14 protein-coding genes are annotated in these 14391 nt (G+C 60.9%); 8 read left to right on the top strand and 6 right to left on the bottom strand.

From position 1 onward, the window contains the following. Positions 1-142: 142 nt before the first annotated feature. From ABIE28_RS03065 to ABIE28_RS03045, 5 genes are all read left to right on the top strand, one after another. Positions 143-2569, top strand: coding sequence for an OmpA family protein (locus ABIE28_RS03065; protein WP_354060018.1), 2427 nt, complete (start codon positions 143-145; stop codon positions 2567-2569). Positions 2570-2703: 134 nt separating this feature from the next. Continuing rightward, entirely contained in the window at positions 2704-3219 is a 516-nt protein-coding gene (locus ABIE28_RS03060) for a TIGR00645 family protein (RefSeq protein ID WP_354060016.1), read from the top strand. Between the two features lie 169 nt (positions 3220-3388). Continuing rightward, on the top strand, positions 3389-3751 hold the full coding sequence (locus ABIE28_RS03055; protein ID WP_354060014.1) for a hypothetical protein: 363 nt from the start codon (positions 3389-3391) through the stop codon (positions 3749-3751). A 140-nt stretch (positions 3752-3891) separates the two neighbouring features. Next, positions 3892-4581, top strand: a complete 690-nt coding sequence (locus ABIE28_RS03050) for a tellurite resistance TerB family protein (protein ID WP_354060012.1) — start codon at positions 3892-3894, stop codon at positions 4579-4581. A 108-nt stretch (positions 4582-4689) separates the two neighbouring features. After that, a complete protein-coding gene (locus ABIE28_RS03045; RefSeq protein WP_354060010.1) occupies positions 4690-5733 on the top strand; it encodes an LLM class flavin-dependent oxidoreductase in 1044 nt (347 codons plus the stop codon). A gap of 118 nt (positions 5734-5851) precedes the next feature. Here the strand turns inward: ABIE28_RS03045 and ABIE28_RS03040 are convergent, their stop codons facing one another. From ABIE28_RS03040 to dnaG, 5 genes are all read right to left on the bottom strand, one after another. Further along, the gene (locus tag ABIE28_RS03040; RefSeq protein ID WP_354060008.1) at positions 5852-6073 is read right to left on the bottom strand and encodes a hypothetical protein; all 222 of its coding nucleotides are present in this window, start codon (positions 6071-6073) and stop codon (positions 5852-5854) included. Between the two features lie 83 nt (positions 6074-6156). Beyond that, positions 6157-6447 (bottom strand): HlyU family transcriptional regulator, encoded by a 291-nt coding sequence (locus ABIE28_RS03035; protein ID WP_354060006.1) that lies wholly within the window; start codon positions 6445-6447, stop codon positions 6157-6159. Positions 6448-6471: 24 nt separating this feature from the next. Beyond that, positions 6472-6756 (bottom strand): DUF2442 domain-containing protein, encoded by a 285-nt coding sequence (locus ABIE28_RS03030; RefSeq protein WP_354060004.1) that lies wholly within the window; start codon positions 6754-6756, stop codon positions 6472-6474. An 89-nt stretch (positions 6757-6845) separates the two neighbouring features. Further along, positions 6846-8912, bottom strand: coding sequence for an RNA polymerase sigma factor RpoD (gene rpoD, locus ABIE28_RS03025; protein ID WP_354060002.1), 2067 nt, complete (start codon positions 8910-8912; stop codon positions 6846-6848). Positions 8913-9100: 188 nt separating this feature from the next. Next, entirely contained in the window at positions 9101-11035 is a 1935-nt protein-coding gene (dnaG, locus tag ABIE28_RS03020; protein WP_354060000.1) for a DNA primase, read from the bottom strand. A 71-nt stretch (positions 11036-11106) separates the two neighbouring features. Here dnaG and ABIE28_RS03015 point away from each other — a divergent pair, with 71 nt between their 5' ends. Further along, positions 11107-11502, top strand: coding sequence for a hypothetical protein (locus tag ABIE28_RS03015; RefSeq protein WP_354059998.1), 396 nt, complete (start codon positions 11107-11109; stop codon positions 11500-11502). A 34-nt stretch (positions 11503-11536) separates the two neighbouring features. Beyond that, the gene (locus ABIE28_RS03010) at positions 11537-12430 is read left to right on the top strand and encodes a YihY/virulence factor BrkB family protein (protein ID WP_354059996.1); all 894 of its coding nucleotides are present in this window, start codon (positions 11537-11539) and stop codon (positions 12428-12430) included. Here the strand turns inward: ABIE28_RS03010 and ABIE28_RS03005 are convergent. Then, positions 12427-12990, bottom strand: a complete 564-nt coding sequence (locus ABIE28_RS03005) for an HdeD family acid-resistance protein (RefSeq protein WP_354059994.1) — start codon at positions 12988-12990, stop codon at positions 12427-12429. The two genes, ABIE28_RS03010 and ABIE28_RS03005, sit on opposite strands and share 4 nt — an antisense overlap. A 184-nt stretch (positions 12991-13174) precedes the next feature. Between ABIE28_RS03005 and ABIE28_RS03000 the strand changes: the two genes are divergently transcribed. Next, positions 13175-14353, top strand: a complete 1179-nt coding sequence (locus ABIE28_RS03000) for an MFS transporter (RefSeq protein ID WP_354059992.1) — start codon at positions 13175-13177, stop codon at positions 14351-14353. Positions 14354-14391: the final 38 nt, after the last annotated feature.

Genomic DNA, 14391 nt, shown 5'->3' with positions numbered 1-14391 from the left:
GCCGGGAACCATCGCAAGGTCCAGACGTTCGGGCATTGCGGGGAGTAGCATCGCATCGGCGACCCAGGTTTTATTCAGTTTGTGTTCAGACTGAATCAGTGATGCTCGGCTTAAGTGTCAAACGACATAAAAGGAAGAAACAATGCGCCTTAGAAACTGGCTCCTCACCGGATCGAGCCTGACCTTGCTGACAATGGCTCCCTTCGGAGCTTTTGCGCAGGACGCATCGCCGCCTGTCGAATTGCCACAAGCTTGCATCGACGGCGGCTTCACCAATTTCGAAGATTGCATAGCCGCACAGTCGGCTGATCCAAACGCTGCTGCCAATGACGCCAAGGCAGCTGCTGAAGCGCAGGCGGCCGCTCAGGCAGAAGCTGATGCACAGGCCGCCCAAGCTGCCGCTGCTGCCCAGGCAGAAGCCGACGCACAGGCCGCTCAGGCCGCTGCTGCTGCCCAGGCTGAAGCTGACGCACAGGCCGCTCAGGCTGCCGCTGCTGCTCAGGCAGAAGCTGACGCGCAAGCCGCTCAGGCCGCCGCTGCTGCCCAGGCAGAAGCCGATGCACAGGCCGCTCAGGCTGCCGCTGCTGCTCAGGCAGAAGCCGATGCACAGGCCGCTCAGGCCGCCGCTGCTGCCCAGGCAGAAGCTGACGCGCAAGCCGCTCAGGCCGCTGCCGCATCACAGGCAGAAGCCGACGTTCAGGCAGCACAGGCTGCCGCTGACGCTCAGGCTGCGGCCGACGCCAAGGCCGCCGCAGATGCACAGGCTCAGGCTGCAACCGACGCGCAGGCTGCCCAGGCCGCTGCCGATGCGCAAGCCGCTGCTGCAGCACAGGCCGCTCAGGCGGAAGCTGATGCTCAGGCTGCTGCCAATGCACAGGCTGCCGCTGACGCCGAAGCTCAGGCGGCGGCCGCCGCTGCAGCTGCCGCGGTTGCTGCAACCGCCGCTCAGCCACCAGCAGCAACCGCTGTTGATATCTCCGCCCAGCTTCAGGCTCAGGTCGACATCTATAACGGCGCTGTCGCTGACATGATGTCGGGCGGCGACGTCGCGGCCGCTCAGGCCCAGATTGCTAATGCTCAGTCCACCATTGCCGGTCTGTGCTCCACCGCAGGCTTCACTGACATTAATGCCTGCTTGTCCCAGTACGGCCTGACCTTACCGGCCGTACCAAACCTGCCAGCCGCTCAGGTGCCAGTCGTTCAGCCAACTCCGCAGCCGCTCCCAACCGAGCAGCAGCCAGTGGTCGATCCTGCAACGCTGCCAGTCGAACAGACTGAAGTCATCGAAAACCTGCCAGCCGGCATCACGCAGGAGCAGATCGCTCCCGTGCTCGATAGCGCCAAGGACTTCGACGCCAATCCAGCTGCAGCTGCGGTCATCGAAGGCATCGTATCGGATGAACCCATCAAGGCCGCACCGGTCAGCGACGAAGCTGCCCAGTCCGACGCCATGCGCGCCTTCGCGGCCGAGGTTCAGCCCGCTATCGCTGAGCAGGGTACGGTCGTAGAGGCCACCCAGAACAATACGGTCAATCAGACCGTGGTGAACAACTACATCACCAATATCACCAACATCAACAACACGACGAACAATACCAACGTCACGAACAATACGACCAACAACACCCAGAACAACACCGTCAACAACATTGGCCAGCAGAACAACGTCCAGCAGAACAATGTGACGGTTGTCGAGCAGGCTGTTGTCCAGCCGGTCAGCCAGGGCGATTTCATCACCCAGGTCATTCTGCAGGTTGGCACCCAGCTGATCGTGAACTCGATCGGCCAGGACACCGATCGTTTCTATAATCCGCAGCAGGACGAGATCTATTACGAGAACCTGGCCGACGGTCGTACGCGTGAAACCATCACTCGTCCGGATGGCAGCCAGATCGTCACCGTGCGCAACCGCAATGGCGACATCCTCCGCCGCTCGCGCATCGAGCCAGATGGCCGTGAATACGTGCTGGCCTACTTCGACGACCGCTATGACACCCAGCTCGTTGCATGGCGTGACCCGGCGCTCGACTTGCCTCCGCTGCGCCTGAACATCCCAGTGCAGGATTACGTGCTGGACGCTCGTTACGCCAACCAGACACAGGTCCAGACCTTTTTCGCCCAGCCACCGGTCGAACAGGTTGCCCGTCTCTACTCGATCGACGAAGTGAAGCGTTCGGCTCGCGTGCGTGACAGCGTGCGTAAGCTCGAAGTCGGCGGCCTGACCTTCGACAGCGGCGCGGCCACCATTGGTCGTGACCAGGTCGGAGCCCTCTCGGGTGTTGCCAACGCCATGTTGGCTCTGCTGGCCACCAACCCGCGTGAAACCTTCCTCATCGAAGGCCACACCGACGCTGTTGGCTCCGATATCGCCAACCTCCGCCTGTCGGATCTGCGCGCCGCAACCGTTGCTCGCATCCTGACCGACTTCTATGGCGTGCCACCAGAAAACCTGGCCACCCAGGGCTATGGCGAGCGCTACCTCAAGATCCGCACCGAGGCTGCGGAGCGCGAGAACCGTCGCGTCACGATCCGCCGCATCACGCCGCTGATCACAGTCGCCAACGGCTAATCGCCGATCCAGAACAGGAAAGGCCGGGCCCAGCGCCCGGCCTTTTGTTTTGTCGCACCAGCCCCGCGCGCAAGCCATCTTGCCAGATGCATGGAACTTGCTATCCGTGCTGCTCTAAATCCCTGGAGCACGCCATGAAGCGGCTGGAAATCTTCGTCGAAAAAATCATCCTGGCGTCGCGCTGGCTGCTGGTCGCCTTCTATATCGGCCTCGGCATTGCCCTGGCGCTCTACGCCATCACCTTCGGCATCAAGCTGTTCGACTTTGGCTCCCACCTGTTCGATCTCGACGAGACCGAAACCATCCTCAAGATCCTTGCCCTAATCGACGCCGCGCTGATTGCCAGCCTTGTCGTCATGGTCATCATCTCCGGCTACGAAAACTTCGTGTCGCGCTTTGACAATGATGACGATGTGCACTGGCTCGGGCAGATCGACGCCGGCTCGCTCAAGATCAAGGTCGCCTCGACCATCGTTGCGATCTCCTCGATCCACCTGCTGCAGATTTTCCTCAACGTGCCGAAATACACCGACAACCAGATCATGTGGTACACTCTGCTCCACCTGACCTTCATCCTGTCGGCGCTGTTCTTGGCCCTGATCGACAAAATTTCGAAAAAACCGGGTAAGGAAAAGAGCCCCGATCTCTAGATGTGATCGAAACCGCCGAAATTTGAGGCTTCGGCGGGGCTTCCAAGCGCCTGAAACAGCACAATAAGAAACTCTGCCGATTTTTCGCGCATAGCGTGATCACGCCTTTGGGAACGAAATCAAAAAGCCCGCGTTTCTTAGCCATACGGTGAAACAAAGGAGCGAAATCATGGCTACCCCAGAACGCGATACCGTTTATACGAACGATGCCAACCGCACTGTGTACACGCGCGAAAGCAGCGGCACGGGCTGGTTCGTCGGTATCATTGTTGCCCTGGCCCTGCTGGCCATCGGCTATCTTGTATTCTCTGCAAACTCGGGCCCGACGACACCTGCTGTCAGCACTGGCGCCCCAGCGATTGAAGCCCCGGCTGCGCCAATGGCGACCCCGGCTCCAATGACTGAAGCTCCGGCAGCGCCTGCAATGGACGCAGCCCCACTGACTGAAGCCCCTGCGGTTGTGGCTCCAACTACTGAAGCTCCAGCAGCAACGCCAGCTCCCGTGACCCCAGCAGCACCTGCTGCTCAGTAAATAATCTTCCCATCCATCAGTCCTCCCTCTGATGGCATAAAGGCCCCGGCTCGCCCCAGCCGGGGCCTTTACCTATGGTGGCCGCCTTGCGTTGGCCCAATTCGTTCCCCATCTCCGCTGACGACCATAGAGGGAACCCAATGTTCAATATCGACCAGATCGTCAAAGCCCTACAGAACGACCCCAATACCAAACGCACCGCCATCACCGGCGCTGCAGGCCTTGCCGCTGGCATGCTGCTGAGCGGCGGCGGATTGGGCAAGCTTGCCGGCAATGCGGTCAAGATTGGTGCCGTGGCTGCCGTCGGTGGCCTCGCCTACAATGCCTGGCAGAATTATCAGAACAACCAGTCCGGCGCCGCACCACAGGCTCCCGCGCAGGACGCGTTCATCCCAGCGGCCAGCGACAGTCACGCCCAGGAAGAACTCGGCAAGACTTTGGTACGCGCCATGATCGCCGCCGCCAAGGCCGATGGCCGCATCGACGCCGACGAAAAGGAAGCCATCTTCGGCAAGCTCGAAACCATGCAGCTTTCCTCCGAAGAAAAGGCTTGGGTGTTTGACGAGCTGTCCTCGCCGCTCGACATCAATGCCGTTGTCGCCCGCGCCGATACCTCCGCGCACGCCGCCGAGATCTACGCCGCCTCACTCGTCGCCATCACTGCTGACACGGCGTCGGAACGCGCTTACCTCGATGCCCTAGCCAGCAAGCTCAAACTCGCCCCCGAGCTGGTCACCGAAATTCATAAGTCAGCGGGTGAGAAGGCTCCTGAGCCAGCCGCTGCGCCCGCCTCCCCCTATGCGTACACGCCGTCGGGCAGCAACGTCTGACACGACCACGCTTCCGCGCGCCGGCCTCTGGCGCGCGGTTACACTCATGTGCGTTCTTGATCCAATCTGCCCGGCAAGCCATCTGTGATCCAAACAGGAGCTATCCAGATGGAACTTGGCCTCTATTCTTTCGCTGAAAATACCCCCGACCCGCTCAATGGCGACCGCCTGCAGAGCCCGGCTGATCGCCTAAAGGACCTGCTCGAGGAAATCGAACTGGCCGACCAGCTCGGCCTGTCATTTTATGGCCTCGGCGAGCATCACCGGCCCGACTACACCGCCTCGGCGCCTGTAACCATTCTGGCTGCCGCCGCCGCGCGCACCAAGAATATCCGGCTGTCCACGGCCGTGACGGTCTTAAGCTCGGAAGACCCGATCCGCACCTACCAGCAATTCGCGACGCTCGACCTGCTGAGCAATGGCCGCGCCGAAATCATGGCCGGTCGCGGCTCCTTCATCGAAAGCTTCCCGCTGTTTGGGCTCGACCTCAACGATTACGACGCGCTGTTCGAGGAAAAGCTCGAAATGCTGCTCAAGATCCGCGAGGGCGGCAAGGTCACCTGGCCCGGCAGCACGCACACCAAGCCAATCCCTGGCATCGAGATTTTACCAAAGCCGATCCAGGATCCGCTACCGCTGTGGATTGCTGTCGGTGGCACGCCAAACTCGGTCGCCCGCGCCGCCTATTACGGCCTGCCGCTGATGATCGCCATCATCGGTGGTCAGCCCCAGCAGTTCGCGCCACTGGTCGAGTTCTATCGCGAAACCGCCACCAAGGTCGGCCGCGATCCCGCCAAGCTGCCCGTCGGCATTTCCTCGCACGGCTTTATTGCCGCCGACAGCCAGGACGCCCGCGACATCGCCTTCCCGGCCCACAGCGCCGCCATGAGCCGCATCGGCAAGGAACGCGGCTGGTCACCCACCACGCGCGCCCAGTTCGACGCCGGAGCAACGCCAAACGGCGCCTACTTCATGGGTTCGCCGCAAGAGATCATCGACAAGATCCTGATGCAGCATGAATGGTTCAAGCATGACCGCTTCGGCCTGCAATTAAGCGTCGGCACACTGCCGCACGACAAGGTCATGAAGGCCATCGAGCTCTACGGCACAGTGGTCAAACCGGCCGTCGATAAGGCCTTGGCCGGACAGTAAGACAACAAAAAGGGCCCTCGCGGGCCCTTTTCATTTAGAAGTGCATCTACACATTATCTTTTTTCTGGCAAAGCGAAAGCCTCAATCGAATCCGACTTTGGCCTAAGCGCCCGGAGCATTACTTGCCGGAACGGCGGATGGTCTTGATCTGCAGCGGAGGCAGACCGGACTTTTCGGAGATGGCGCGGTCCTGCTCCATGATGGCAGAGCGAGCGGGCTCGTCACCGTCGAGGCCACCCAGCAGGTTGGCGTCGACCTTGCGGTTGGAGCGCTGGCTGCCGTCTTCATAGACGATGTCGAACATCACGAATTCATTGCGGGCGGTTGGCTTTTTGGCCATGTTTCTTACTCCTGTGCGACAAGCCAGCCCCGCAGACCTCTGGTCCGCAGGCGCTGGCTTTGCCAAAATACGTTTAGCGGCGACTAGCGGAAGATCGCTTCGCCCTGCTCGTCGATGATTTGCCGGCCCTTGCTCAGTGCCAGGGCGGTCAGGTCGTCGCGTGAGGTCATGCGGTCGGCGCGGACGAAGCGATAGGTCTTGAGGTCGCCAGCGACATCCTTTTCGATGATTCCGGCAAGCTGCAATTCGCTGCCCGCCTTCATCTCGATGGCCTTGATCAGAAAGCCCTTATAGCCCTCTTCGCCCAGCACCTTGTCGCCAACGGGCTCATTGCTCGACGAACCACCACCGAACAGGTTCTTCCAAAACGACATGGTTCGTCTCCTCTTTGCTTGCGGTCAGCGCCTCTTGCGCACCGGCAGCGGCAATATCAGTTCGCCGCGTTTTTCCATTTCCTCGCGCAGCCAACCCGGCGAGAGATCGAAGTGGTTTGGCCAGGTCGGCACGCCGTTGGCCAATTCGACCGTGCCAAAGAAACGCCGGTCTCGCAACGGCTCGGTACCCTCGCCACGTTCCCCTATCATCGGCGCCGCATTGAAGGTGCCGGACGATCCATCGGAGAATGTCACCGCCAGCTTGAACGGGACGATGGCCCTTATGGTGGTGACTTTCAGCCGTTCCATTCGCTAGACCTCATGGTGAGCCGCCACGAGGTCGTGGCACTGTGGCCGGCCCTACCCCTCGACATGCGCGGGATAGGGCCTACCAACATTTAGTTGTCGAGGAAGCTCCGCAGCTTGCGGCTCCTGCTTGGATGCTTGAGCTTGCGTAGTGCCTTGGCCTCGATCTGACGGATACGCTCGCGCGTCACCGAGAACTGCTGGCCGACTTCTTCCAGCGTATGATCGGTGTTCATGCCGATGCCGAAACGCATGCGCAGCACGCGTTCTTCGCGCGGGGTGAGCGAGGCCAGCACACGGGTCGTGGTTTCGCGCAGATTGCTCTGGATAGCCGCATCGATCGGCTGGATCGCGTTCACGTCCTGGATGAAGTCGCCCAGGTTGGAATCTTCCTCGTCGCCGATCGGCGTTTCGAGCGAGATCGGCTCCTTGGCGATCTTGAGCACCTTGCGGACCTTGTCCAAAGGCATTTGCAGCTTTTCGGACAGTTCTTCCGGCGTCGGCTCGCGACCGATTTCGTGCAGCATCTGGCGCGACGTGCGGACGATCTTGTTGATCGTTTCGATCATATGCACCGGAATACGGATGGTGCGGGCCTGATCGGCGATCGAACGGGTGATCGCCTGACGAATCCACCAGGTGGCATAGGTCGAGAACTTGTAGCCGCGACGATATTCAAACTTATCGACGGCCTTCATCAAGCCGATATTGCCTTCCTGGATCAGATCGAGGAACTGCAGGCCGCGATTGGTGTACTTCTTGGCGATCGAGATCACGAGGCGAAGGTTGGCTTCCACCATTTCCTTCTTGGCGATGGCCGCTTCGCGCTCACCCTTTTGCACCTTATGCACGATCCGGCGATATTCACCGATATGCAAGCCTGCTTCGGTCGCCAGGGTTGCGACATCGCCGCGAATTTCACGCACGGTGTCGACTTCGCGCTTGGCGAACTCGGACCAGCCCTTGCCTTCGAACGAACCAAAGTCCGCTTCCCAGGCAGGGTTCACTTCCTGGCCGTAATAGCTTTCGAGGAACTTCTCGCGCTTTACGCCATAGCTTTCGGCCAGCCGCAGCAGGCGACCCTCGAGTTTCACCAGGCGCTTGTTGATGTCGTAAAGCTGCTCGACCAGATTTTCGATACGCCCGTTGTTGAGTGAGAGCGACTTGACGTCGGCAATCACTTCAACGCGGAAACTTTCAATCTTCCTGCGATCGGCATCGCTGACGGCGGCGCCGAGGTCTTCGGCGTTACGATCCTGAATTTCGCGCATCTTGCCATAGGCTTCGGCGATGCGGTCAAAGGTTTCAACGACCTGTGGCTTCAGTTCCGCTTCCATCGCCGATAGCGACAGGGCGTTTTCGTACTCGTCGTCGTCCTCATCGGGCGCCGGGTCCTGCGGAGCCTGTGGCTCCTCGGGTACGTAGTCGTCGTCTTCGCCGCCCGATGCCCGCTTTGCCGGTGCAGCCTTTGGCTTTTCGGACGGGGCTTCAGCCTTAGGCGCCTGATAGGCCTGCGACATGTCCGGCGCTGCCTGCTTGGCATCGGGGCCAGCATAGGTCGCTTCCAGATCGATAATGTCGCGCAGCAGAATTTCACCCTGCGCGAGCTGGTCGCGCCAGATGATGATGGCCTGGAACGTCAATGGCGATTCGCACAGGCCCTCGATCATGGTCTCGCGACCAGCCTCGATACGCTTGGCGATGGCGATTTCGCCCTCGCGGCTGAGTAGCTCGACCGAGCCCATTTCGCGCAGGTACATGCGCACCGGATCGTCGGTACGGTCTGAACCGGCCTTGGTATTGGAGGTGGTCGATACAGCCGTGCTCGAGGAGGAAGTGGCTACTTCCTGGCCCTGATCTTCTTCGTCTTTCTCGACTTCGGTCTCTTCGACCTCGTCTTCGTCGACGACATTGATGCCCATGTCCGAGAACATGGACATGAAATCTTCGATCTGCTCGGACGAAACTTCGTCCGACGGCATAACCGCATTCAGCTCTTCATAGGTGACATAGCCGCGCTTCTTGGCGACTTTGATGAGCTTTTTTACGGCGGCATCGTTGATATCGAGAAGCGGGCTATCGTTCGTCGCCTCGGGGGCGCCGGCTTCCGGCTTCTCGTTATCCTTGGTATTGGTCTTTGCAGCTGCCTTGGTGGCCATCTGGTACTCCGTCGGTTCCCGTGCGCCCGGGCCCGAATAAGGCTTTAAGTGGTGACACCTCAAAGCAAGGTAAAGGAACGGTAACTCAGGTGTTAACGCCTGAAGCTGCTATCGGTTCGTCGGCTGGAAAGTTTCGCATATCGTCATACGCAAAATCGCGCGTACGCACAGACCTTAGGGAAAAATCCCTAAAAACTGCGAGTCGCGCGTCCAGATAACGAACCAAATCCTTCGATCAATGCCTCGGTGCCATCGACAGTGGTAATCTGGTTCTTGATGTCCCGCAGCCTTTCAAAGGTTTCTTCGCTCGGGTCTTCGCCCAGCGCCGCTTCGGCTGCCTTGAGTTCCTTATTTAGCTGAACTTTCTTGTTATGCAAGGCCAGCGCGTGACTCAATCCGGTCTCGGCATCAACAAGGGCGATCTCGGCGCCGATCTGCCAGACGCCCTGACGGTTGAGCAAATCACTCATCCGCTCCAGCGCAGGCCCGTGTCCGCGGATGCCCAGAGCCGATTTGAGGTCATTGGCAGAGATGTCGTGATGGCGCACGACAAGGCTCAAAATTTCGCTCATCACTTTTTGCGCCGCTGGCGTTTCAAAGTCCAGAGCGGCCAACAACTCGAACTTGTCGTCAACCAGCGCCGGGTGATTCACCAAGCTGGTGATGATCGTCGCCTCACGCGGGGTAGCGTCCGCCATCGTGCCCGGCTTCAACAGCCGCGAATTGCGCAACGTGTCGGAAACGACGAGACGTGGAGTGCCCCGAGAGGGATAGCCATAGGCCCCGCTCTGGCCATAGCGCGGCTGTCCGCCGCGTGGCTCGAAGCGATTCTGTCGCACGGGCGCAAGGAATGCCCGCAGCTTTTCGTCGAACGCCTGCGAATAGTGGAATCGCACCGAGCTATCCTGGATCGAATTGGCCCGCTCGCGGAGCCGCGCCTGCAAAGCCGCACGCGCTTCCGGCGTTTCCGGCACCAATCCGCCGGTTTCCATGCTCCAGATCACATCCGACAAACTGCGCGCCCGGTCGATGACATCGGCAAAGGCGCCCCTGCCCTGCGCCTTGATCAGATCGTCAGGGTCCTGCCCCTCGGGCAGGGTCGCGATCCGCACCGTAAAGCCGGGCTTGAGGTGCGGCATTACGATGTCCGCTGTCCGCTCAGCCGCCTTGATCCCGGCCTTGTCGCCGTCAAAGCATAGCACCGGGTCCGGCGACATGCGCCACAGCAGCTGCAGATGTTCCTCGGTCAGTGCCGTGCCCAGCGGCGCAACCGTACCCTCAAAGCCAGCGCTGACCGCAGCGATCACGTCGAGATAGCCTTCCACCACGACGACAGTGCTGCCATCGCGCGCAGCCTGCCGGGCGGTCTGGCCATTATAGAGCGTCTGCCGTTTGTGAAAGAGTTCAGTCTCGGGCGAGTTGAGATATTTCGCCGGCACGTCTGCAGACATAGCCCGGCCGCCAAAGGCGATGACCCGGCCACGGAAATCGGTGATCGGGAACATCACGCGGTTGCGGAACCGATCATAGGTCAGCGCATCCCCTTCGCGGCTCGCGACCAGACCTGTGTCGATCATGTCCTGCGCCGACACGCCGTTTTGCGCCAGATGCTCCTTGAGCCCATTGCGGCTATCGGGAGCAAAGCCGATGCGGAATCGCGTCTGGCTCTGCGAGGACACGCCGCGCTCGAGCAGATAGCCGCGCGCCCGCGCCCCGATATTGTGCTGCAGGGCTGCCTCGAAATACTTCGTCGCCAGTTCCATGACGTCGATCAGGCTCTTGCGTTCGGCCTCGCGCTTTTCCTGCCGCTCGTCGCGTGCCGGCATCGGCACCCCAGCCATGCCGGCCAGTTTTTCGACGGCCTCGGGAAAGCTCATCCCTGCCTTTTCTGTCAAAAACCGGAAGTGATCGCCGGACACACCACAGCCAAAGCAGTGATAGATGCCGCGCCGGTCATCGGCGTGAAAGCTCGGGCTCTTCTCGCCGTGAAACGGGCAGCAGGCCCACATGTCGCCCTTGGCAGGCTGGCTCTTGCGCTTGTCCCAAAGCACGTGCTCGCCCACCACCTGCGTTATCGGCAGGCGTTGACGGATCTCGTCGAGAAACTGATCTGAAAAGCGCATGAGATGCTAAGTATGCACTATCGGCGTCCGAGTCACGAGCCGCCAGTTTTTCCACAGCGGGGTTTTTACCGGTGACAAACAGAGCCAGATTTTCACTCCGCCTGTTTGTCCTGTTCACCGCCGTCCCCGCCCTGCTGATCGGCGGCGGCCTCTGGTATCTCGGCAGCCTGATCCCGCCTTGTGTCACAGAACAGCATAGCCGACTGACCTCGCTCGATGATAAGTTCGACCTTGTAGTCTTTTCCCGCGATTGCGGCGCAACCACCGGCGCCAACACCCAGGCCGCCCTCGTTCCGGCCCGCGACGAGCTGCCAGACGATGCCACGAGCTTTTTCTCGGTCGGCGTCGCTGCGGACCTTGACCCGCGCTGGGACGGCTTCGGCAATATCGAATTGCAGGCGCCAGCAGAGGGTACCGTCTATCGCAAGGACGACAGCGTGGCGGGAATCAACGTGATCTATCACTAGCGGCAACTCGACCGCGTCAGCGACGTTGACCAACATGACCGATACTTTAGCGCCGCCCCTCACCCAGTCATCGCCACGAAGCCTTCGTCGGCGTTGGCGGCGTGTCGTCTGGCGCACCACCAAGGCGATGGCCCGGATGGATACGTCCATGCGCTGCGCCGGGGTCGCTTATTTTGGCTTTCTGTCGCTGTTCCCGGCCGTCGCGACCATCGTGCTGCTGTTTGGCCTGTTCGCCAATGCGGGGTTTCTCGCCGATATCGTCGACCGCCTTGAAGGCCTGATCCCACAGCCGGCGCTTGAATTGTTGGCCGGGCAGATGTCGGCTCTGATCAACCAGCCCCGCGCCGGGCTGGGTTTTGGTCTGCTGTTGTCCTTTGTCATCGCGGTCTGGAGCGGATCGCGCGGCGTGGCGGCGCTGATCTTCGCCACCTCCCAGACCCGTGCCGAGCCGGAGAAACGCGGCATTGTCGCCGCTGTCGGCGTATCCATCGTCACGACGCTGGTTGCGGGCCTCGGCATGATCGTGGTGCTGACCCTGGTGGCTTTGATCCCAGCCTATTTTGCCAGCCTACCCTGGCTGGGCGCCAGCCAGGTCCCGATCCTGCTGCTGCGCTGGCCGCTGCTGCTGATCCTTGGCGTGCTCGGCATCGCCGCCTTTTATCGCTTCGCGCCAGACCGCAAGGCCAAGCGCGCCCGTTGGATCTGGCCCGGCGCCATGGTGGCAAGCCTGCTCTGGCTCGCCACCTGCGCCATCTTTTCGTTTTACGTCGAGAGCTTGGGCAATTTCGAAGCCACCTTCGGCTCGCTGGCCACTGCCATCGTGCTGCTGCTCTGGATGTACAACTCTGCGCTGATTGTCGTGCTCGGCGCCACGATCAACGCCGAGCTGGAACGCGAGACCCTGGCTGAACGCGCCGCAGCCGCTTAAGCGACCTTGCTGCGCTGATAGAGACGCCAGGCCCAGCCGAACAGGCCGAACGAGAAGAACACCAGCAGCACGCCGCCCATGATTACGGCGATGGTGGCGCTGAGCAGTGGGAAGAACAGGAAGACGAGACCGAGCAGGATGTAGGAGACGCCCGACAGCACCACCGGCCAGATTCGGGCATAGTGCTCACGCTCGCGAGTGATCACCACGATTTGCATCACACCGACAACCAGCGCCGCGATACCGACAAGGCTGGCCATGAAGGCGACGGTGAAGATGGTCGCGAGTAACGGGCTGATCAGGATTAGAATGCCCAGAATCAGCGACAGCGCGTTGGAGACAACGTCGAACCAGTAATTGCCGCTCTTGCCGCCGCCAAAGGTCAGACTCCACAGGCCCAGTGCACCGTCGACGATCAGCAGGATGCCACCGGCCAGCACCAGAACGGTGAGCGCCTCGGCCGGCCAGATGATCGCGTAGATCCCGGCCAGCAGCATCAGCACCCCACGCAACGCCGTGGCCAGCGCAACGCGTTGCTTCGTCTCAGCAGATACAGTCATGTTCACTCTCCAGGGCGGCAAGACCCGCCGGTCTATTCGGATACATTAGCGCAGGCGACGAAACTGCCAAGCGGCAACTTGGGTTCAGTTTATCTATATCGGCTGGTTATTTTGTTGGTTGCGGTCGAGCCGGGCACGTGGTTTGAGACCGCTTTAATCGAGGCCCGCGTCTGCGGTTTGTTTCATGTCGCTCCCCCTGCTCGCTTTGTTCCTTGCTGCCTTTGCTTTTGGCACAGCTGAATTTGTCATTGCCGGCGTGCTGCCCGAGGTCGCTGACGGCCTCGGCGTGACCATCCCCGTCGCGGGTTACCTGATCACGGGCTATGCCATCGGCATCGCGATTGGTGGTCCCCTTTTGGCGGTGGCGACCAAGAAGCTGACGCGCAAGACGCTGATCCTGCTGCTGGGCGGCGTCTTTACCTTCGGACAGGCACTGTGCGCACTGGCACCAAGCTTTGAGCTGTTGATGTGGGCCCGTGTGCTAGTGTCGGTGGTGCACGGCACCTATTTCGGCATTGCGGCTATCGTTGCGGTCAACCTCGTTCCCGCCGACAAGCGCGGCTTTGCTGTAGCGCTGATCCTTTCCGGCCTTACCGTCTCCAATATTCTGGGCGTTCCCGGCGGCACTGCTATCGGCAATGCCTTTGGCTGGCGCGCCACCTTCTGGGCCGTCGGCGCATTGGGTCTGGTCGCGACGCTCGCAATCGCTTTGTTTCTGCCGGCCAAGACGGGGCAATCCAGCACGGGCGGCAGCTTCCTGCGCGAATTCAAGGCGCTCGGCCGCCAGCAGATCGTGACCTCCCTGATCATCGTCATTCTGGTGATGATCGGGCAGTACAGCCTCTTTACCTATATCGCCCCCCTGCTGCGTGAAGTGACCCTGCTCGATACCAATATCGTGCCGTGGGTGCTGCTGCTCTACGGCGTCGGCTCCACCATCGGTGTCTTCATCGGCGGCCGCCTCGCCGACTGGAAGCTGATGCCGTCGCTGATCGTCATTCTGACGACGCAGGCCGTCGCCTTCGCCCTCCTCTATCTGGCCAGCCCATACCCCATGATTATGGCCGTGGTTGTCGTCTTCTGGGGCGGCGTGAACTTCGCTTTCGGTTCTCCGGTACAATCACGTGTGCTGGCATGGGCGGGCGATGCGCCCAATCTGGCCTCGGCTTTGATACCCACAGGCTTTAACGTCGGCATCGCCATCGGCGCTGTGTTGGGCGCCAACCTGCTTGAGAACGGCTTCGGCTACCGCGAACTGCCCCTCATCGGCACCGCCGCGCTGATTATCGCGGTTTTCGTCGCGATCTGGTCCTATTGGCAGGAGCTGCGCTCGCCCGCGCCGCTGCCGCGTCCTGCACAATAGCGCGTGGTACAAGCGCCAAAACTAACCGTTTAGTCACC

It is taken from the genome of Devosia sp. 2618 (assembly GCF_040546815.1).
In the GTDB taxonomy this organism is placed as follows: Bacteria; Pseudomonadota; Alphaproteobacteria; order Rhizobiales; family Devosiaceae; genus Devosia.
The sequence above is the reverse complement of the archived record's forward strand: the minus strand, read 5'-3'. Positions and strand labels throughout refer to the sequence as shown.

Excerpts from the sequence above, each read along its gene's own strand:
- ABIE28_RS03030 (WP_354060004.1), bottom strand. The coding sequence starts at position 6,756 with ATGGAACGGCTGAAAGTCACCACCATAAGGGCCATCGTCCCGTTCAAG.
- ABIE28_RS03000 (WP_354059992.1), top strand. The coding sequence starts at position 13,175 with ATGTCGCTCCCCCTGCTCGCTTTGTTCCTTGCTGCCTTTGCTTTTGGC.
- ABIE28_RS03010 (WP_354059996.1), top strand. The coding sequence starts at position 11,537 with ATGACCGATACTTTAGCGCCGCCCCTCACCCAGTCATCGCCACGAAGC.
- ABIE28_RS03040 (WP_354060008.1), bottom strand. The coding sequence starts at position 6,073 with ATGGCCAAAAAGCCAACCGCCCGCAATGAATTCGTGATGTTCGACATC.
- rpoD (WP_354060002.1), bottom strand. The coding sequence starts at position 8,912 with ATGGCCACCAAGGCAGCTGCAAAGACCAATACCAAGGATAACGAGAAG.
- ABIE28_RS03060 (WP_354060016.1), top strand. The coding sequence starts at position 2,704 with ATGAAGCGGCTGGAAATCTTCGTCGAAAAAATCATCCTGGCGTCGCGC.
- ABIE28_RS03050 (WP_354060012.1), top strand. The coding sequence starts at position 3,892 with ATGTTCAATATCGACCAGATCGTCAAAGCCCTACAGAACGACCCCAAT.
- ABIE28_RS03055 (WP_354060014.1), top strand. The coding sequence starts at position 3,389 with ATGGCTACCCCAGAACGCGATACCGTTTATACGAACGATGCCAACCGC.
- ABIE28_RS03045 (WP_354060010.1), top strand. The coding sequence starts at position 4,690 with ATGGAACTTGGCCTCTATTCTTTCGCTGAAAATACCCCCGACCCGCTC.
- ABIE28_RS03005 (WP_354059994.1), bottom strand. The coding sequence starts at position 12,990 with ATGACTGTATCTGCTGAGACGAAGCAACGCGTTGCGCTGGCCACGGCG.
- ABIE28_RS03065 (WP_354060018.1), top strand. The coding sequence starts at position 143 with ATGCGCCTTAGAAACTGGCTCCTCACCGGATCGAGCCTGACCTTGCTG.
- dnaG (WP_354060000.1), bottom strand. The coding sequence starts at position 11,035 with ATGCGCTTTTCAGATCAGTTTCTCGACGAGATCCGTCAACGCCTGCCG.
- ABIE28_RS03035 (WP_354060006.1), bottom strand. The coding sequence starts at position 6,447 with ATGTCGTTTTGGAAGAACCTGTTCGGTGGTGGTTCGTCGAGCAATGAG.